This is a genomic window from Stenotrophomonas sp. STEN147 (assembly GCF_056757995.1).
This window is the reverse complement of record NZ_JBRRCG010000007.1, coordinates 106635-124674: the sequence shown is the minus strand read 5'-3', so window position 1 is coordinate 124674 and position 18040 is coordinate 106635. Positions and strand designations below refer to the sequence as shown.

Here is an 18040-nt window from a genome sequence, read left to right as displayed (position 1 = left end):
AGGGCCGCGGATGCACGGCGGGATCCCTTCGCTGCGCGAAGGGATCCGGGCCAGTGCTGCATCAGAACCGTGCGGTGGCGCCCACGAAGAAGGTGCGCGCGCCGCCGTCGTAGTTGTTGCCTTCGTCGATCGTGGAAACGTCGCCCACGTTCAGCACGCCGGCACGCAGGGTCAGGTTCTCGTTCACGTCGAAGCCGGTCACCAGATCCCAGGTGGTGTACGCCTTGGCGAAGGTCGCGCTGGTGGCCGACACCAGTTGCTTGCCGATGTGCTGCGCACTGGCATTCAACGACCAGGCATCGGTCACCTGCCATTCCAGCGAGGTGCTGGCAGTCAGTTCCGGCACCACCAGCAGGGTTGCGCCGGTGGTGCGGTTCTTCGATTCCAGCATGCGCGTGGCATGGGTGGTCCAGCTCAGTCGCTCGTGCAGCGGCACGGTCACGCTGGCCTCCACACCGCGGGTGCGTGCCTTCTGGATGTTCTGTGCCACAGTCCACCAGTAACCGTTGACGAAGCTGCTGGTCTGGCCGGGAATCTGGCTCAGCGGCACCTGTTCGATCTTGTCGTCGAAGTTGGTCAGGAAGTAGGTGGCCGAGGCCGACCAGCCTTCGCGGTCGAAGCCCACGCCCAGCTCGTAGTTGGTGCTGGTCTCCGGTTCCAGGTTGGGGTTGCCGGCCATGTAGCAGCCGCGCGTGCCGTCGGCATTCACCGAACGGCTGCTCCAGCCTTCGGCGGTCAGGGCACGGCAGCCGTTGCCGCCGGACTGGGTCGCGGCGCCGGCCGTTCCCTGCTTCAGGTTGGGGGCACGGAAGCCCTTGGAAATGCCACCGCGCACGGTCCATGCGTCGGCCGGGTGCCAGACGCCGTAGATGCGCGGGCTCAGGTTGTCATCGTAGTTTTCGGTGTTGTCCCAGCGCAGGCCCAGGGTCAGCACGAAGCGCTCGTGCAGGGTGAGGTGGTCCTCGGCGAACAGCGCCCAGGAGTCGGCCTCGCTGGTCGGGCTGATGCGGCCGCTGCCCGTCCAGGTGACCGGAACGGTGCCGATGGTGTCGCTGTTCTCCAACTCCTCGCGTTTCCACTGCCCGCCCACGTTCAGGCTGTGCTCGACGCCCCAGTGGAAGCCGGTGTTGAAGGCGGTATCGAACACCGTTTCCTTCGAACGGTTGCCGACGTCGCTGCCCTTGTCTTCGTATTCGTTCTGCACCAGCGAGGTCTTGGATGTGGTGGCGTCGCTGTAGGTGCCGTCATGGCGGATCACGTAGCCGGTCTGCACCAGCTTGGACAGTCCCCAACTGTTGACCTGGCCGGCGCCGCTGTTGCGCTGCGTTCCGCGCGAGGCTTCCACGCCCACGACGTGGCTGTCGCTGATGCGCCAGTTGAACAGCACGTTGGCGTTCTCTGCCTTGTTGCCCGGCGTCTGCCGCGCGCCGCGGTCGGATTCGCGGTCAGTGACGTTGGCGCCGATGCGCACGCCCAGGTTGTCGGTCAGCGGGCCGCTGAAGAGCGCTCCCATCTGCGTGGTGTTGCCGCGGGTGTCCGAATCGGGCTTGCTGTAGTTGAAGGTGGCCGAGCCGCCCCAGTGGTCGGCGATCTTGCGGGTGATGATGTTGATCACACCCCCCATCGCGTCCGATCCGTACAGCGAGGACATCGGGCCGCGCACCACTTCGATGCGTTCGATCATGTCCGGCGACAGCCAGTTCAGATCCTGCGGGCCCAGGTCATCACGATAGTTCACGCCGGCCGAGCTGCCCTGGCGGCGGCCATCGATCAGGATCAGTGTGTACTGCTCGGGCAGGCCGCGCAGCCGGATCTTCGACTGCGCACCGGACAGCGCGTAACCGCCGGTGACGCCGGGCACGGTGCTCAGCAACTGGCCGATGCTGCTGACCGGCTTGCGCTCGATGTCCTCGCGGGTGATCACGCTGATGCTGGCGGGGGCATCCCGGATCCACTGCTGGGCGCCGGTGGCGGTGACCACCACGGTGTCCATCTGCTTGGCGGCGGCATCGGCTGACGCCTCGGCGTGGGCCTGGGAGGCGAGGGCAAGGCCGATGGCCACGGCCAGCGTGGCAACGGGACGACGGGACTTCAGACTGGCATGCAACATCGCGCGGTACTCCGGGTGAGGGGGTCCACTGGCGATGGCTGGGACGTCCGTGTGGGGTTTCAGATTTCCTTAACAATCGTATCACGAATCATTTGCATTTGAATTGAGGCGATACAGAACGCCAGAAACAGTGTCCTGCTGGCAGTGCTGACCGGGCTGGATGCGCTAGTTACCATTAGTAACTAATGACCAAGGAGTTGCCCATGCACAGCCTGATTGTTGTTGCCCATCCCGATCCTGCCTCGCTGACCCACACGGTCGCCGCGCGCATCGCGCAGGCCATCGCCGATGCCGGTGAGAGCAATACCACTGCCATTGCCGATCTGATGGCCGAAGGCTTCGACCCGCGCTTCAATGGGGAGGACCAGGCCCTGTTCCGCGGCATCGCGCCGCCACCGGCCGATGTGGCGGCCGAGCACGCACGGCTGGATGCGACCGACACCCTGGTGCTGGTCTACCCGCTCTACTGGTGGTCGTTCCCGGCGCTGCTGAAGGGCTGGATCGATCGCGTTTTCACCCAGGGCTGGGCCTACGGCGAGGGTGCCGATGGCAAAGTGGAGAAGCGGCTGCAGCGGCTGCAGGTGCATCTGGTCGGCATCGGGGGTGCCGATGCCGCGATGATTGAACGCCGTGGCTATGGCGCGGCCATGAACACGCAGATCGACATGGGCATCTTCGATTACTGCGGCGCGCGCGTGCTGTCCTCCACCCTGCTGCTGGAGGCGGACACCGGGGCGGCCGCGGCGCATCTGCAGACCGCGATGGAGATCGGCCGTAAAATCGGGCATCCAACGAGCTGACAGCCGTGTTCCGCCGATGCCTGCCACCGACACCCCCACGCGTCGCCGACTGACCCGCGAGCAGCGGGCCCGCCAGTTGCTGGATGTCGCATGGGCGCTGGTAGGCGCCGAAGGCACCGATGCCTTGACCCTGGGGCGCCTGGCCGAAGCGGCGGGCGTGACCAAGCCGGTGGCCTACGATCACTTCGTGACGCGCAACGGCCTGCTGGCGGCGCTCTACCATGACTACGACCAGCGGCAGACGCTCATCTTCAATGACCGTATCGCCGCGGCGCCGGCAGAACTGACCGCGCGCGCGGCGGCCATCGCGTCCGGTTACATCGACTGCGTGCTGAGCCAGGGCGTTGACGTGCAGAGCATCCTGGCAGCGCTGGTCGGCGCGCCGGAGCTGCGCGAGGTGCGGCACTGCTACCAGCAGGAGTTCATCGACAACTGCGCGGACTGGCTGGGCCCGTTCGCCGGTGACGGCCAGGTACCGGTGGAGGGGCGCTGGGCGATCCTCGGCGCTGCCGAAGCGCTGTCCGAAGCGGTGGCCAATGGTGCGATCGGCAAAGCCGCCGCGGAACGCGAACTGCAGCGGGTGATCGTATCCACGGTTGTACGGGCCTGACTGGCCGCGCAGCTCAGGCTTCTGCGACGGTGTCGCCGGCCAACGCGGCGAATCCACTGGCAAGATGCCTGCGCACCCGCGCATCGCGAGCTTCGCGGTCTTCCGAGCCAAGCACCACGGTGATCAATCGCACCGGCTGCGCGTGTCCGGCGATGGGGCGGCGCGCCGTAGCCGCCAGGCAGAACCCGGCCGCGCGGGTATAGCCGGTCTTCAGGCCGTCCACACCTTCATCGGCGAGCAGTGCGTTCTGGTTGCTGCGGCTGAACGTCCCGTGCGCGAACGCCGGCTGTGCGGTGATGGCCAGCACCTGCGGATGATCTGCCAGCAGGCGGCCCGCCAGCACCGCCATGTCGCGTGCGCTGGAGACGTGCCGCGGCGTGGTGATGCCGGACACCGACGCGAACCAGGTACTGCCCAGGCCGAGACGCCGTGCCAGCGCGTTCATGCGCTGCAGGTATGCCGCCTGCGAGCCGTGCAGATGGCGGGCAAGCACAAGGGCCGCGTCGTTGCCCGATACCACCAGCATGCCCTGCAGCAGCCGGCCCAGCGTGACCGTTTCGCCAGGCACCAGGCCCATGCGCGTTTCATCGTCAGCAACCGCGTGCACGTCCTCGGCGGCAACGGTCACCGGCATCTCCCAAGCGGCGGCGCCGGATGCGACCTGTTCGTAGGCTGCGTACGCGGTCATCAGTTTGGTCAGTGAAGCAGGCGGACGCTGCAGGTCGGCGTGTTCCTGGTGGATGACCGCGAAGCTGCCGGCATCCAGGGTGATCGAGGAGACCGGGGGACGTGGAGACGGCATGGTGGCGCGGCAGGGGAGACGTTCACAGGATACCGCTGCCAGGATGCGTGGATCTGCAATATTGCAATGATATAACGTCGCGCATTCCGGGCCGCCTGCCCGACCCCACAGGATGCACGATGACCGCACACACGCCGCGCCGTTGGCTCTACCCTTCGATTCTGGCCGCGCTGGCAGCCCTCGCCGGCTGCCAGCCGGCACCGCGTGCGCAGGCGCCGGTGGCGACCGGCGGCTACCCGCACAACGTGATCGTGATGATCAACGACGGCGCGGGCTGGGGAACCTGGGATGCCGCCGCGTACTGGCAGTATGGCAGCCGCGAAGGCGCCCCGTACGCGCACTTCCCGCAGCGCCTTGCGGTGGCCACGTTCCCGCTCAACGCCAGCAGCCAGCCCACGCACGATTCGGCGCAGACGCTCGGCTACGACGCCGCGAAAGCATGGGATGCCACCCCGGTACCGGCAGCGGATCTTCCGTTCGCCGGTTATCAGTACCTGGCCGCGGTGGCGACCGACAGCGCCGCGGCGGGCACGGCGTTGTCGTCGGGCATCAAGACGTACAACAACGCCATCAACGTCAACAACGACGGCGTCGCGGTCGAGTTCAACACCCTGCGCGCCAAGCGCCTGGGCATGGCAACCGGTGTGGTCACCTCGGTGCCGTTCTCGCACGCGACACCGGCCGCGTTCGCCGCGCAGAACGCGTCGCGCAACAACTACCATGCCATCGCCCACCAGATGCTGGCGCAGGGCCACATGGACCTGGTCATGGGAACCGGCGGCCCCGGCTACAGCGTCGATGGCCGCGCCTGCGATGACGATGCAGGCGCAGTGAAGGAAGAAGGTTGCGCGAACCCCTGGGAGTGGGTGTCGCAGCAGGACTGGCAGCAGCTGGAAGCAGGCACTCCCATCGCCGGCAATCCTGCCGGACCGTGGCGGTTGATCCGCAGCAAGGAAGCGTTCGCTGCGCTCGCACAGGGCCGGTTGCCAGCCGATCGCCCGTTGATCGGCGTACCGCGTGTATCCAGCACCCTGCAGCAGGCGCGTCAGCTGCAGGTCCTGGGCAGGGATGCGACCACTCCCTCCGGCGTGAGGAAGATCGACAGCGTGCCGGACCTGGCGACCATGACCCGCGGCGCCTTGCAGTTCCTGCAGCAGCGCTCGTCCAAGGGCCTGTTCCTGATGGTGGAAGGCGGGGCCACCGACTGGGCCGCGCATACCAGTGCGTGCGGCACGGAATGGCATTACGGCCAGTGCGGCGACCAGCCGCAGTACGGCCGCCTGATCGAAGAGACGGTCGAGTTCAACGATGCGGTATCGGCGGTGGTGGCGTGGATCGAGCGCAACGGCGGATGGCAGCGCAATCTGCTGATCGTCACCACCGACCACGACAACAGCATGCCGATGGGCCCCGACGCGCAGCAGGTGGCGTTCGAGCCGGTGCGCAACAACGGGCGCGGGCGGATGCCGGGGATGAGCTTCCGCCCCACCGGCAATCACTCCAACGCACTGGTACCGCTGTGGGCCAAGGGCGCGGGCGCGGAGCGGCTCGGCGCCCGCGTGCGCGGCATCGACGCCGGTTACCGCCAGCATGTGCGGTGGAATGATGGCAGCTACATCGACAACACCGACGTGGCTGCCGCAGTGCAGGACGTGCTGCAGCGGCCTTGAGCAGAACAGTGCACGGTCCGGCCCGGTTGCCATCGCGTCCGGGGCGATGCAGCCTGCGCCGATGGAACCGCAGATCCGCATCGATGGTCGTGTCTTCGCCTACGTCTTTCCCTGCGCCTGGGAGGATTACGCCAAGATCGGCTTCTCGCGTGACCCGCTCGGTCGCATCAGCGCACTGCATCGGCGCTGGTTCGAGTTCTTCGATCTGTGCGCCGGGGCGCTGGTGGAGGCGGAAACCGAGCGCGATGCGCGTGACCTGGAGCTGGAGCTGGAGCTGCGTTCCCCCTTTCGCGCACATCGCGCGCCGGCACCGATGACCGTGCAGGACAAGGCCGGCGGACGCACCGAATGGGTGCGTGGCGCGAACCAGGCCCTGTCCGATGCTGTGCGTGCGCTGGAAGGGCGCGGATATCGGACCTTCCCGCTGCGCCCCTGGCTGCGCGCCGCCATGGTCCAGCGGCTGGATCGCCTGCATGACTGGGCCGCCCTGCAGCTGCCGGAAGAGGAAAGCCTGCGCATGCCGGGCAGCCCCGGACCGGCGGTGCTGCGCGATACCCTCGATGGCTGTCGCGCGCTGGACATCGACCCGCTGCCATCGCTGCCGCCCCATGTGCAGGCCTGGTACGGACACTAGCGGCCCGGCCCCGGTGAGCCCGCCGCTGTCGCGCTCAGCGGGGGGCGGGGCAGGTGGGGCAAGGCACCTTTGCCGCAGCTGGAAGGTCAAGGTGTGTGGTCCGGTACGGCTTTGCCGGTACCCCGGTCGTGCTGGCCACCGGCGTGGCCAACTGGCGGGCCAGCTCGGCGCTTGCGATGTGACCGTGCAGGAACAACAGACTGCTGAAGATGTTCATGATCGTCGCTCCACTTGAGTGGATTGAACGATACGGGCAGCATGAGGACGTAAAAAGCGACATTTCCGCAAGCTTGACTTGAACAGGATTCAAGCCTCATGTCCCGCCCACCCCTCCATGCCCTGCAGGGTTTCGTGGCTGCCGCGCGCCTGGGCAACCTGTCACGCGCCGCGGCGTCGATGAACCTGACCGTCAGCGCGCTCAGCCATCAGATGCGGCAGCTCGAAGAGCGCCTCGGCCAGCCGCTGCTGGTCCGCCAGGCGCGCGGGGTCGCACTGACCCTGGAGGGCCAGCGCCTGCTCGATCGGGTCGGGCCGCACCTGGATGCAATCAACGAGGTGTTCCAGCGCTACGCCGCGCGCGCCGAACATGTGCTGACGATCAGCGCCGTACCGTCGATGGCCTCCGCATGGCTGGTGCCACGGCTGGGTCATTTCGTCGCCGCACACCCGCAGATCGAGATCAACCTGCAGTCCAGCGAACGCCTTGTCGATTTCGATCGGCAGCTGCAGTTCGACGCGGCCTTGCGCGTAGGCGGCGGGCAATGGGCCGGGCTGGTGGTCGAGCGGCTGTTCGATGAGTGGCTGGTGCCGATGGCCAGCCCGGCGCTGATCGCGCGGATGGGCGGCATCGACCGTGCTCCACTGGCGCAGTGGCCGCTGCTGGGCGATCCGGATGGCGCATGGGCCGCGTGGTTTGCCCTGATCGGGCAGAGCCCCCCTTCGCGGTTCGTGGCGGTGCTCGACGATTCCGAAGCGCATCACCGTGCAGCGCTCGATGGCGTCGGCGTGGCCCTGGGCCGGCTGACGCGCGCGCGCCTGCTGCTGGATTCGGGCCAGCTGGTCGCGTTGTCGGAACAGCGGCTGAAAACGGCCTGGCCGCACTGGCTGGTGTATCCGCAGCGCTCGGCGCGCCACCGTGGATTCCTCGCCTTCCGTGAGTGGTTGCATGCGCAGGCCAGCGAGCATGCGCGGCACATGGAGACGCAGGGCTGATCCGGCCCGGCGCACGCGGCCACCTGTCGCGTGCTGCGGGCCACCGCTGCGTCATCGCACCAGGGTGACCGCCTGTCCGGAACGTGCGAAAGCGTCCTCGAGCAGGGGCCCTGCCTTGATGGCCTCGACCTCGTCGAACAGGGCGCGCAGGGCGGCAGCGGGGCGCGCTGCAGGTGCGGCCACGGCCTGCTGGATCGCAGTGAAGCGGTCGGCGAGCACGCGGTGTCCCGGATGCTGCAGTGCCCAGGCCTGCAGCGGCTGGCGCACGCCAGCGGCGGCATCCAGGCGCCGCGCGTCAAACAGATCGATGGCCGCCGCTGACGTGTCGGCACGCTCGATCGTGGCGTGCCGCAGTTCCCGGCTCAGGAACAGATCGTAGGCGGCACCCCGGCCAACGGCGATACGCAGCCCACCGCGATCCAGATCGGTCACCTGCCGCGCCGGACTGTCCTCGCGCACCAGGTAGGTTCCTTCGATCTCCACATACGGTGCACTGAAGGCGATGCGGCCGGCACGTGCCGGATCGATGGCGAGAAAGGCCAGGTCCCATGCGCCGTCGGCTGCCGCCGCGACCACCGATGCGGCCGCATCGTGACAGGTGAATCGCGCCTGCACGCCCATCCGCTGCGCCAGCGCGGTGGCCAGCTCCACCGAGGGGCCGTGCGGCGATCGTGCGTCGCCCTGCGCAAGGACCGGATTCCCCAGATTGATGGCGACGCGCAGATGGCCCAGTGGCGCCAGTGCACTTCGGTGATCGGCCAGGGTCATGCAGCGCTCCGCGAAAGGGGGCAGGCCAGCATGCCCGCAACGATGCGCACGGAATGTCAGGGCGGCGCTATCCTGCGACGATGAACCCCATCGCGCATGTCGAGATTCCGGCCAGCGACCTGGCTCGCGCCATCGCCTTCTACCAGCAGTGGCTGCAGGTGCGCATCGATGCGCCGGTCCAGCTGCACGGCTGCCGCATGGCCTACCTGCCGTTCGCGGATGACGCGGCGGGTGCCAGCATGGCGCTGGTGCAGGGCGCGGACTACGTGCCCGCAGAGCAGGGCGCGCGCATCTACATCGGTGTTGATGACCTGGATGCCAGTCTCGATCTCGCCCTGCGGGCGGGAGCGGAGCTGCGCTTTGGCCCGGCAGATGCCGGCCACTGGCGGGTGGCCGAGATCTGCGACAGCGAGGGCAACCGCATTGCGCTGCAGGCGCCGGTTAAGTTCTAACCCGAGCACCGTGCCGCGCGGTGCTACCGTGATGCGGCGTGCGAGCGCTGCAGCCAATCGGTGATCGCCGGGTCGAGCCGCGCATCGTCCGGCACGCGCAGGCCGAATGCCGACTGCAGCACGTCGCGCACGTCGGCGGCATCGCGCAGTGGGCGTTTGAGCGGCGCCTGCCCGGGGCGGTACTCGGTGTAGTTGCCACTGCCGATGGTGCGCCGCCAGTCCGGACCGGCCAGTGAGGCGCGCAGCTGGCCAGGGAAACTCGAATCCGGGTGCGTGCACACGTACCAGTTGGCCACCACGTTGTCGATCGGCGCTGGCGGCCGCAGGTCGAAGCGGTACAGCGCCCGCCATGCGTCGCCCGTCTGGGCGGACAGCACGAAGTCGTCCGCGCCCGGCAGCTGCTGCAGCTGGAAAGACTCGTGCGGCGTGGCCTGCGGCGCCGTTTCGTGCAGCCGCAGCGGCACTGTCGGCGTCAGGCCACCGAAGCCGGCATCGACCAGCCAGTCCTCTCCCTCCACGTGCACGCGCAGCAGCAGGTGGGTACGCGCCGTCGGGGCATCGTCCTGTGCCGCCAGCAGCACGCGCGCGCTCAGCGGCTGTGCGTCGAAGCCCACAGCCTGCAGCAGCGCCAGCAGGCCGCCGTTGAGTTCAAAGCAGTAACCGCCGCGCTGCTGGTCGAGAAGCTTGTGCTGCACGCTGTCCAGATCGATCGGCACCGCGTCGCGCATCAGGCTGCTGAGGGTTTCAAAAGGGAGCAGGGCGTTATGGCGCTGCACCAGCAGGGTCAGTCCGGCAAGGTCCAGCGACGGCGGAGCATCCAGTTGCAGGCGCTGCAGATAACGGGGGACGTCGAGCGGGGTCATGGCGAGGGCGGCCGGTGGGAACAATCCCACTGTGCAACCACAACCGGGGTTGAGGTCAAGCGCAGGCGCTGTGTCACGTCTCCGTCGCCTGGGGCCGGTACAAAGAGCGCAACCGGCACGGTGCGTGCCATGGCGTCGGCAATGCGCCTAAAGTTGTCGCCGGTCAGGCCGATACAGGTGCGTCCTTCCGCCTGGAGTCTGTGATGTCGGCCGCCGTCCCCCTTCGGTCCCTGCGCACCCGCATCATCGCGATGCGCTCGGCGTTTCCACGCCTGCTGGTCTGGCTGCAGCCGCATCGACTCAGCGTGGCCAACAAACTCAAGGCCACCCTGCTGGTCTGCGGCGCGGGCCTGGTGGCGATTGCCGCTGTCCATGCCTGGACCGGCCATGCCAGCAGCCAGGCCGCACGCAGCCAAGCCAGTTACCAGCGTGGCAGCGATCTGGCCGCACGCTTGGCGACGCGGGTGGCGGAGGCGCGTCGCCTGCAGACCCAGTATGCACGCAGTTTCGACGATGCAGACCGCAGCCAGCTGCAGGCGGCCCAGCGGGCATTGCAGGTCGATCTGAATGCGCTCAGGGCGATGCCGATGGATGCCGGTCGCCGCAAGGCATTGCAGGCGCTCACCGAGGCCGCCGAGGGATTCTCGCAGGGCGTGGCCGCGCTGTTCGAACGTGTGGATGAGATGGGGCGGGGTGATGCCGGCCTGGCTGCACAACTGCAGCAGGCCGCCGACGCCTTGCAGCAGCGGGTGGATGGCCTGGACCGGCCGGCACTGGCGCTGCACCTGCAGAAGATGCGGCGCCAGGAAGCGCTGCTGCTGCTCGATGGCGATTCGACTCATGCCGACCGCGCCAGCGAAGAGAAGCTGCCGTTCGATCTGGCGCTGGCGGGGTTGCCGCCCGACGTGCAGGAGGCGCTCCGCACCGGCATGGACGCCTATCAGTCGGCACTGCTCGGCTACACCGCCGCCCGCGTCGGCCTTGATGTGGAGACCCAATCGCTGCTGGAGACCGCTGCCGGCGTGGCGCCCGCGCTCGCCGCCTTCCAGCAGGCACAGGTGAATGCGCTGGCCCTGGCGCAGGCGCGGCAGCAGGCCGGTGCACGCACCATGAGCGTGCTGTTCGCCCTCACCCTGCTGCTGGTGGCCGGCGTGCTGATCACCAGCCTGCTGCTGGTGCTGCGCGCGGTGCGCAGGCCGATCCAGGACACCCTGCGGTTCGCCAGCGACATCGCCGATGACCGGCTCGATACCACGTTGCGCGTGCACAACGCCAACGACGAGATCGGCCAGCTGGCACAGCGCCTGGTGGACATGCAGCAGCGGCTGCGTGCGCGCATCGAGACCGAGCGTGCGATGGCCCGTGGCAACACGCGCGTACGCCAGGCCCTGGACTGCGCGCAGACCGGGCTGATGGTGGTCGATGCCGAAGGCCAGGTGGCCTACGCCAATCCTGCGTTGCGGCACGTGCTGGGCCTGCAGGCCGACGCGCTGGTCGGCACTGACGCGCGGGACCTGCATCCGGCCCTGGCCGGCCTGGTCGACGCGCGCCACCGCCAGGAGCGGGAAATCAGTCATGCCGGTGTGCGCTATCAGTTGATCGCCAATGCCATCGTCGATGACGACCAGTTCCTGGGCGTGGCGCTGGAGTGGCGCAGCCGTGCGCTGGAAACGCTGCTGGAGACCGAGGTGGCGGCACTGGTCGACGCTGCCGCGCAGGGTGACCTGCACGGGCGCATCGCCCTGCAGGGCAAGCACGGTTTCGTGCATACGTTGTCCACCAGCATCAACCGCCTGCTGTCCACCTTTGAAACCAACCTGGGGGACCTGCAGGCACTGCTGGCGGCGTTGGCCCGAGGAGATCTGAGCGTGCGCATGGAAGGCCAGCTGCAGGGCGTGTTCGCGCGTATGCGCGACGACGCCAATGCAACCGTCGCGCAGCTGGGCCGCATCGTCACCCGCATCCAGCGCGCCGCTGCCAGCCTGGACAACGGTGTCGGTGAAATCGTTGCTGGCCATCACGACCTCTCGCAGCGTACCGAGCAGCAGGCGGCCAATCTGGAAGAGACCGCAGCCTCGATGCATGAGCTGACCGACACCGTCGGCCGCAACGCCGACGCCGCCGGACGTGCCGACGCGCTGGTGCAGGGGGCTGCAGCGGTTGCACAGCGGGGTGGGATGGCCGTCGGTCAGGTGGTGGAGACCATGCAGGGCATCAGTGAAGCATCGCGCCGCATCGGGGACATCACCCAGTTGATCGACGGCATCGCGTTCCAGACCAACATCCTTGCGCTCAACGCCGCCGTGGAGGCCGCGCGTGCTGGAGAGCAGGGCCGCAGTTTCGCGGTGGTCGCGGCGGAAGTGCGTCTGCTCGCGCAGCGCAGTGCCGAGGCAGCCAGGCAGATCAAGTCGCTGATCGAGGACTCCGTGGCACGCGTCGGCCAGGGCAGCGTGCAGGCCGCGCAGGCGGGCACCACCATGGACGAGATCGTCGGCAGCGTGCAGCAACTGGCGGACCTGCTCGCTGGCATCCGCAGCGCCTCGCAGGATCAGCACGCGGGCATCGCCCAGGTGAACCACGCCATCGTGCAGATGGAGGCCAGTACCCAGCGCAACGCCAGCCTGGTGGAAGAGGCCGGCTCGTCGACCGCGCAGATGCAGGCGCAGGTGCGCGCGCTGGCCGAAGCCGTGTCCGCGTTCCGCCTGCAGCCGGACGGTCAGGCCCGCGCGGCGGCGTGATCACGTCCGCCGCCGGGTTCAGCCCGGCGGCGCGGCTCAATACACGTCGCGCCGGTAGCGGCCGCTCTCGAGCAGCGTTTCCACCACCTCGTCACCGAGCGCGCCCCGCAGTACCTGATCCACACCCTCGGCCATGCCCTGCAGCGAGCCGCAGACATGGATCACGGCGCCACGCTGCATCCAGTCCCGCAGTTCATCGCAGGCCGCCCGCAGGCGGTCCTGCACGTAACCGCCTGCTGCGTCGCGCGAGAACGCCAGGTCGACCCGGGCCAGATGGCCCTGCGCCTGCCATGCACTCACCTCATCGGCGAACAGGAAGTCATGAGCGCGTTGGCGCTCGCCGAACAGCAGCCAGTGGCCGTGCTCGCCTGCGTGTGCCGCCTCGCGCAGCAGGCCGCGTAGGCCGGCGATGCCGGTGCCGTTGCCGATCAGCACCATGGGTGCGCCCGGCACGCGATGGAAGCCGGGGTTGCGGTGCACGCGCGCGGCGATGTGCGCGCCTGCCGGCGCATGCAGCGACAGCCAGCCCGACCCCAGCCCCGGGCGCCCGGTGTCGTCGTGCACCAGGCGCACGACCAGTTCCACCACGCGATCGGCCGGGCACGAGGCGATCGAATATTCGCGGCCCGGCAGTACGGGCAGGGCCTTCAGCCAGCGTCCGGCATCCTGCACCTGCAGCGCACTGGCCACGTCCGGCAGTTCACGTTCGCTGGCCAGGCACTGCAGGGTCTGCGTGCCGCCTTCGATCAGCAGCGGTTGCAGCGGGTCCAGTCCATGCGCCAGCAGTACCGCACGGGCATGCGCGGCACTGTGCCGCGGCGCGATGTGCAGGATGTCGCCGGCCTGCCACTGCACGTCATCCGGCGCAGCCAGACGGATCCGCCAGATCGGACCACCGACGCTGCCCGGGTTCAGCTGCTGGCGATCCAGCAGCTGCCAGTCGTGCATGCGGGTGGCCGCCGGCAGCACGCTGTCGTCGGCAGCAATGCCGGTCAACAGGCCGAGCTGCTGCTGCCACTGGCGCAATGCTGCGACCGATGCAGCGTCCACGTCGATGCGGTCGAACATCGCGCGGGCACCGTTGCCCAGCAGCCACGCATCGAACTGGCGGCCGAAGGCACAGTAGTGCGGGTACTGGCGGTCGCCCAGCGCGAGCATGCCGAACTGCAGTGTGGCCAGGTCCACGGGGCGGCCCAGCAGCTGGCGCGAGGCACGTCGTGCCGAATCCGGTGGTTCGCCGTCACCAAAGGTACTGAGCACGAACAGCGCGTGGCTGGCCGCCTGCAGGCGGTCCGCGTCGATCCTTGCCATCGGCAGTACCTGCACCGCCTGGCCGCTGGCCTGCAGCTGCGCTGCCGCGCGCCATGCCAGCTGTTCGGCCAGGCCGCTCTGGCTGGCATGCACCACCAGCCATGCGGCGCCGTTGGCTGCGGCCGCCGGCAGTGGCTGGCGCAGCGCACGTGCGGCGCGCTGGCTGCGGCGACGGTCGAGATAGAGCAGCCAGCCGGTGATGAAGAACAGGCTCATGCCCAGGCTGCTGAGCATCACGATGATGCGCCCGGGAATCCCGAAGTAGCTGCCCGAGTGCAGCGCGAACACGCTGGTGGCCAGCTGGCCGCCAGCGCCCTGGCGCGCGTAGGGACGCGCATCCAGGATCGCACCGCTGGCAGGGTCGAGCTGCAGCAGATCGTGCGCGCGGTCATGATGGCCACCGCGCAATGCTGGATCGCCCGCCATGGTCCGCACATTCAGTGCCTGGCCGGGCTTCTCGGGCAGCCGCAGGTCGATGTAACCGGTGCGCACCCCGGCCTGCGCGTACAGCGTCGTTTCCACGCGGCGCAGGTCGAGCACGGCGCCGGCATCGATCACCTGCTTGGCCGGTGGCGCCACGCCGAGCAGGGCATTGGCCGCGCTGCGATACCAGTCGAACGACCACCACAGGCCGGTCAGGGCACTCATCAGGTAGATCAGCAGCACCCAGGTGCCGGCCACCGAATGCAGGCTCCACAGGAAGCCGCGGCCGCTGCGCTTCCATTCCACGGCCAGCCAGCTTCGCCAGTGCCACCAGCGGCGGGGCCAGCGCAGGTAGAGCCCGGACAGCGTGAAGAACAGCAGGGCGATCGCGCAGCTGCCGGTGATCCATTTTCCGCGCTCGCCCGCGGCGAGGTGGCGGTGCAGGTCTTCGACGAAGTCGAAGAAGGCCTGCCCGCGCAGGGCGCTGAAGCGCTCGCCGCTGTATGGGTCGAAGTACACCCAGTGCGCTTTGCCGCCGGCAAAACGGGCCACCGACGGGCGCTGGCCGCTGGCATCCACGCGCAGCCGCTGCAACGGCCGTTTGCTGTCGGCCTGCAGCATCGGCACCAGCTCGCTCAGGGGCAGCGGCTGCTGGCCTTCGGCGTGATGTTCGGCGATGGCGGCGAAGCCGGGGTTGGCGGCGCGCAGCAGTTCATCTTCAAAAGACAGGGCTGCGCCGCTCAGGCCCATGATGGCCAGGACGGTGCCGGCCGTGATGCCCAGCAGCCAGTGCAGTTGGAACAGGACGTTCTTGAACATCGGGGGATGAAAGCCAGGAGGGCTGCCGCCCGCATCCTGCGCAACAGCAAATGAGAATTAGTCGCGTAATTCTCGGGGGCGCCCTGTCTGCGGTCAAGTCGGTGGGGTGGCGCCAGCGACGGGGCCTTCCATGGCCACCGTTGCGCGTCCTTGCACCTGCCTCAGAACTTCCAGCCCACCCGCGTGTAATAGAACCCGCCGTTGAATCCGTAGGGCGAATGCACCGGATACTGCGCACCGGCCACGCCCCCCCAGGGGTTGCTGGCCGGCACACGGTCGAACAGGTTCTGCGCGCCCACGCTGACGTACAGGCCCGAATCGAACTTCCAGCCCACTTCCGCATCCACGATCAACGCGCTGCCCCCGTAGATCGGCAGGCCGCCGTCCTCGGCGGAGATCACGCCGCTGTCCAGGTGATCCTCGTACCAGCTGCTGTAATAGTTGAACCGGAGATTGGCGTGGAAGATCTGCCGCTGGTGATTGATGCTGAAGTAGCCCTTGGTCCTGGGCAGCGATTTCTCCAGCTTGTACACGCGCGCTTCGTCGATGAAGTCGGTGTCGTAGCGGTCCACCTTCGTGCGGTTCCAGTTGGCCGCCAGCGAGTAGGTGGTGACCCCGCCGAAGTGGTTGCTCTTGAAGCTGGTCACCAGGTCCACGCCGGTGGTGGTGGTATCGAAGGCGTTGCCGAAGTAGGTCACCTGCGAGATGGAAGCGGCTTCTGCATTGCCGCCGGCCACCAGCGCCGCACGCTCCTCCGGAGTGACTGCAAAACTGGTGCTCAGGGCAATGCGGTCTTCCACCTTGATCTGATAGCCGTCCAGGGTGACCAGCCAGTCACCTTCGGTCCACACCGCACCCAATGACACATTCCTGGACTCTTCCGGAGTAAGCGGCTGCGCGCCCTTGAGCTGGGCAATCGGATTGGTTGGCGGCAGGGTGGCGATGTCTTCCAGTGCGGTACCGCCGAACACGGTGCTGATCTGGCTGATGTTGGCCTGGCCGGGAGTGGGTGCACGGAAGCCGGTGTTGTAGGCGCCGCGCAGAGCGAAGTGCTCGTTGAAGTCGAAGCGCGCGGTGAGCTTGCCGGTGGTGGTGCTGCCGAACGAATCGTAGTCCTCGTAGCGCAGCGCACCGGCCAGCAGCAGCCGCTCGGTGAGCTGGGCTTCCAGGTCGGCGTAGGCGGCCCAGTTGCGACGATCAAAGGTGCCGGCGGTGCGCGTGCTGAAGCCGTTGAACCCGTTGGAGCCCAGCGCGAAGCCCTGCTCGGTCAGCGGCCCGATGGCCGTGGATGGGCCGTCTCCCGGGCTGATCCTGAAGCTCTCCTCGCGCCATTCGGCACCCATCGCCAGGCGCAGCGGCTGGCTGCTGAAGCTGACCGGGATGTCCCGGCTGACGTCCACATTGAGGTTCTTTTCGGTCTGGGTATTGCCACCCGGGCGGAAGAACAGCCCGGCCGGCTGGTCGGGACCGAGCGAGGCGTTGACGGTGTTGTAGATGGTGAACTCGATGTCGTTGCGCCCCCAGGAGCCGCTCACGTCCCAGTACCACTCACCCCAGGTGCCTTTGGCGCCGGCGAACACCGAGGCGTCTTCCAGTTTGCCGCCGAAGCGTGGGGTGAAGCCGCCGGGCAGGCTGGACAGGAAGGTAAAGCAGTTGGCGGGCAGGGCAGCCACCGCGCCGCTCACGGTGCCGTACGGCAGCAGGTTGCCGGCGCCATCGCGCAGGGTGATGGTGGGGCAGGCGCCCACGCCGGTCAGGTTGCCCACCAGCAATGTCTGCCCGCCATCGTTGGAGTAGACGCCCGAACGTGCGGTGGGGTCGCGGTAGTAGAACCCGCCATCCACTTCACGCTTGGCGTAATTGCCGAACAGGTAGAACTCCACGTTCTCGGTGTCGTAACCGAGGTTGGCGACCAGCTTGAGGTCGTCGTCCACCTTCGGCGATCCCCAGATCTGCGCAGGATCTTTCACCCCGGGGTAGCCTGCCGCTGCGACCGCGGCGGCATCGTCGCGCTGCACACTGCGCGAGGTGTCGTCGGCGTTGCGCCATTCGGCCGTAAGGGTGGCGAAGCCGTGCTCGGTGAGCGGCAGGCCGATCTGCGCCGAGTACTGGGTGGTGAGCCCGTCGCCCTCGTAGTACTGGCCGGCGAACACCTCGGCGGTGCCGCCTTCGCGCAGCTTCTTCAAGCTGAAGTTGAGCACGCCGGCAATGGCGTCCGAGCCGTATTGTGCCGCTGCGCCGTCGCGCAGCACGTCCACCTGTTCCAGCGCCAGCGAGGGGAACACGGACAGGTCCGGTCCCTGTGCGCCGTCGGACAGTCCGTGGCCGAGGAACGTGATCACCGCCGAGCGGTGGAAACGCTTGCCGTTGACCAGCAGCAGGGTGTTGTCCGGCGGCAGGCCACGCAGGTTGGCCGGACGCACCAGGCTGGCCGCATCGTCGATGGGAATCGTGCTGACGTTGAAGGAAGGCACGAGCACTTTGAGCTGGTCGAGGGCGTCGGTCGCGCCCTGGTTGCGGAACTCTTCACCGCTGATGATGTCGATCGGCACCGCCGACGAGGACACCGTGCGCGGTTTGGTGCGGCTGCCCAGTACCGAAACGGTATCCAGGGTGGTGGCCGCGTCGGGCGTCGTCGATGTGCCGCTGTCCTGCGCCCGTGCAACGGGGCTGGTGGACAGCAGCGCGGTGGCGAGGGCCACCATTACTGCGGATGCCAATGGCGTGATTGCGTCTGGAGCCTGAACACTTCTGCGAATTCCGTGTTTCATGCATGCACCCTGCAGTCGATTTGAGTGGTTTGTCGGTCAGTCGTTCATCCTGTTGGT

14 protein-coding genes are annotated in these 18040 nt (G+C 68.0%); 7 read left to right on the top strand and 7 right to left on the bottom strand.

The genetic code is table 11. The features are described from left to right. Positions 1–61: 61 nt before the first annotated feature. Positions 62–2110 (bottom strand): TonB-dependent receptor domain-containing protein, encoded by a 2049-nt coding sequence (locus ACVOKU_RS09620; RefSeq protein WP_481559772.1) that lies wholly within the window; start codon positions 2108–2110, stop codon positions 62–64. Between the two features lie 203 nt (positions 2111–2313). Here ACVOKU_RS09620 and ACVOKU_RS09615 point away from each other — a divergent pair, with 203 nt between their 5' ends. Further along, complete coding sequence (locus ACVOKU_RS09615; protein ID WP_481559771.1) at positions 2314–2910, top strand: NAD(P)H-dependent oxidoreductase; 597 nt, start codon at positions 2314–2316, stop codon at positions 2908–2910. A 16-nt stretch (positions 2911–2926) separates the two neighbouring features. After that, positions 2927–3520, top strand: coding sequence for a TetR/AcrR family transcriptional regulator (locus ACVOKU_RS09610; protein ID WP_481559770.1), 594 nt, complete (start codon positions 2927–2929; stop codon positions 3518–3520). A 13-nt stretch (positions 3521–3533) separates the two neighbouring features. On the opposite strand, the gene ACVOKU_RS09605 is transcribed toward ACVOKU_RS09610, so the two are convergent. Beyond that, positions 3534–4322: a D-alanyl-D-alanine carboxypeptidase family protein gene (locus ACVOKU_RS09605; RefSeq protein WP_481559769.1), complete on the bottom strand. Its 789-nt coding sequence runs from the start codon at positions 4320–4322 to the stop codon at positions 3534–3536. A gap of 119 nt (positions 4323–4441) precedes the next feature. Here ACVOKU_RS09605 and ACVOKU_RS09600 point away from each other — a divergent pair, with 119 nt between their 5' ends. Next, positions 4442–5992 (top strand): alkaline phosphatase, encoded by a 1551-nt coding sequence (locus ACVOKU_RS09600; RefSeq protein WP_481559768.1) that lies wholly within the window; start codon positions 4442–4444, stop codon positions 5990–5992. Positions 5993–6053: 61 nt separating this feature from the next. Next, positions 6054–6626, top strand: a complete 573-nt coding sequence (locus tag ACVOKU_RS09595) for a GIY-YIG nuclease family protein (protein WP_481559767.1) — start codon at positions 6054–6056, stop codon at positions 6624–6626. A 34-nt stretch (positions 6627–6660) separates the two neighbouring features. Here ACVOKU_RS09595 and ACVOKU_RS09590 read toward each other — a convergent pair whose 3' ends face one another. Beyond that, positions 6661–6843 (bottom strand): hypothetical protein, encoded by a 183-nt coding sequence (locus tag ACVOKU_RS09590; protein WP_481559766.1) that lies wholly within the window; start codon positions 6841–6843, stop codon positions 6661–6663. A 98-nt stretch (positions 6844–6941) separates the two neighbouring features. On the opposite strand from ACVOKU_RS09590, the gene ACVOKU_RS09585 reads away from it, so the two are divergent. Continuing rightward, positions 6942–7838, top strand: coding sequence for a LysR substrate-binding domain-containing protein (locus tag ACVOKU_RS09585; RefSeq protein ID WP_065174425.1), 897 nt, complete (start codon positions 6942–6944; stop codon positions 7836–7838). Between the two features lie 51 nt (positions 7839–7889). Here the strand turns inward: ACVOKU_RS09585 and ACVOKU_RS09580 are convergent, their stop codons facing one another. After that, positions 7890–8606 (bottom strand): transporter substrate-binding domain-containing protein, encoded by a 717-nt coding sequence (locus ACVOKU_RS09580; RefSeq protein WP_481559765.1) that lies wholly within the window; start codon positions 8604–8606, stop codon positions 7890–7892. Positions 8607–8686: 80 nt separating this feature from the next. Between ACVOKU_RS09580 and ACVOKU_RS09575 the strand changes: the two genes are divergently transcribed. Then, entirely contained in the window at positions 8687–9058 is a 372-nt protein-coding gene (locus tag ACVOKU_RS09575; RefSeq protein ID WP_481559764.1) for a VOC family protein, read from the top strand. Positions 9059–9081: 23 nt separating this feature from the next. Here the strand turns inward: ACVOKU_RS09575 and ACVOKU_RS09570 are convergent, their stop codons facing one another. Next, positions 9082–9921: an arylamine N-acetyltransferase family protein gene (locus ACVOKU_RS09570; RefSeq protein ID WP_481559763.1), complete on the bottom strand. Its 840-nt coding sequence runs from the start codon at positions 9919–9921 to the stop codon at positions 9082–9084. A gap of 203 nt (positions 9922–10124) precedes the next feature. Here ACVOKU_RS09570 and ACVOKU_RS09565 point away from each other — a divergent pair, with 203 nt between their 5' ends. Continuing rightward, entirely contained in the window at positions 10125–12659 is a 2535-nt protein-coding gene (locus ACVOKU_RS09565) for a methyl-accepting chemotaxis protein (RefSeq protein ID WP_481559762.1), read from the top strand. A 36-nt stretch (positions 12660–12695) separates the two neighbouring features. Here the strand turns inward: ACVOKU_RS09565 and ACVOKU_RS09560 are convergent, their stop codons facing one another. Both ACVOKU_RS09560 and ACVOKU_RS09555 read right to left on the bottom strand, forming a co-directional pair. Further along, positions 12696–15212: a PepSY domain-containing protein gene (locus ACVOKU_RS09560; protein ID WP_481559761.1), complete on the bottom strand. Its 2517-nt coding sequence runs from the start codon at positions 15210–15212 to the stop codon at positions 12696–12698. Between the two features lie 161 nt (positions 15213–15373). Beyond that, on the bottom strand, positions 15374–17917 hold the full coding sequence (locus ACVOKU_RS09555) for a TonB-dependent receptor plug domain-containing protein (protein ID WP_481559760.1): 2544 nt from the start codon (positions 17915–17917) through the stop codon (positions 15374–15376). Positions 17918–18040: the final 123 nt, after the last annotated feature.

Bases quoted from the DNA above. Each gene is read 5' to 3' on its own strand.
- ACVOKU_RS09580 (WP_481559765.1), bottom strand. From the start codon at position 8,606: ATGACCCTGGCCGATCACCGAAGTGCACTGGCGCCACTGGGCCATCTG.
- ACVOKU_RS09560 (WP_481559761.1), bottom strand. From the start codon at position 15,212: ATGTTCAAGAACGTCCTGTTCCAACTGCACTGGCTGCTGGGCATCACG.
- ACVOKU_RS09565 (WP_481559762.1), top strand. From the start codon at position 10,125: ATGTCGGCCGCCGTCCCCCTTCGGTCCCTGCGCACCCGCATCATCGCG.
- ACVOKU_RS09600 (WP_481559768.1), top strand. From the start codon at position 4,442: ATGACCGCACACACGCCGCGCCGTTGGCTCTACCCTTCGATTCTGGCC.
- ACVOKU_RS09570 (WP_481559763.1), bottom strand. From the start codon at position 9,921: ATGACCCCGCTCGACGTCCCCCGTTATCTGCAGCGCCTGCAACTGGAT.
- ACVOKU_RS09555 (WP_481559760.1), bottom strand. From the start codon at position 17,917: ATGGTGGCCCTCGCCACCGCGCTGCTGTCCACCAGCCCCGTTGCACGG.
- ACVOKU_RS09615 (WP_481559771.1), top strand. From the start codon at position 2,314: ATGCACAGCCTGATTGTTGTTGCCCATCCCGATCCTGCCTCGCTGACC.
- ACVOKU_RS09605 (WP_481559769.1), bottom strand. From the start codon at position 4,322: ATGCCGTCTCCACGTCCCCCGGTCTCCTCGATCACCCTGGATGCCGGC.
- ACVOKU_RS09595 (WP_481559767.1), top strand. From the start codon at position 6,054: ATGGAACCGCAGATCCGCATCGATGGTCGTGTCTTCGCCTACGTCTTT.
- ACVOKU_RS09610 (WP_481559770.1), top strand. From the start codon at position 2,927: ATGCCTGCCACCGACACCCCCACGCGTCGCCGACTGACCCGCGAGCAG.
- ACVOKU_RS09620 (WP_481559772.1), bottom strand. From the start codon at position 2,110: ATGTTGCATGCCAGTCTGAAGTCCCGTCGTCCCGTTGCCACGCTGGCC.
- ACVOKU_RS09585 (WP_065174425.1), top strand. From the start codon at position 6,942: ATGTCCCGCCCACCCCTCCATGCCCTGCAGGGTTTCGTGGCTGCCGCG.
- ACVOKU_RS09575 (WP_481559764.1), top strand. From the start codon at position 8,687: ATGAACCCCATCGCGCATGTCGAGATTCCGGCCAGCGACCTGGCTCGC.
- ACVOKU_RS09590 (WP_481559766.1), bottom strand. From the start codon at position 6,843: ATGAACATCTTCAGCAGTCTGTTGTTCCTGCACGGTCACATCGCAAGC.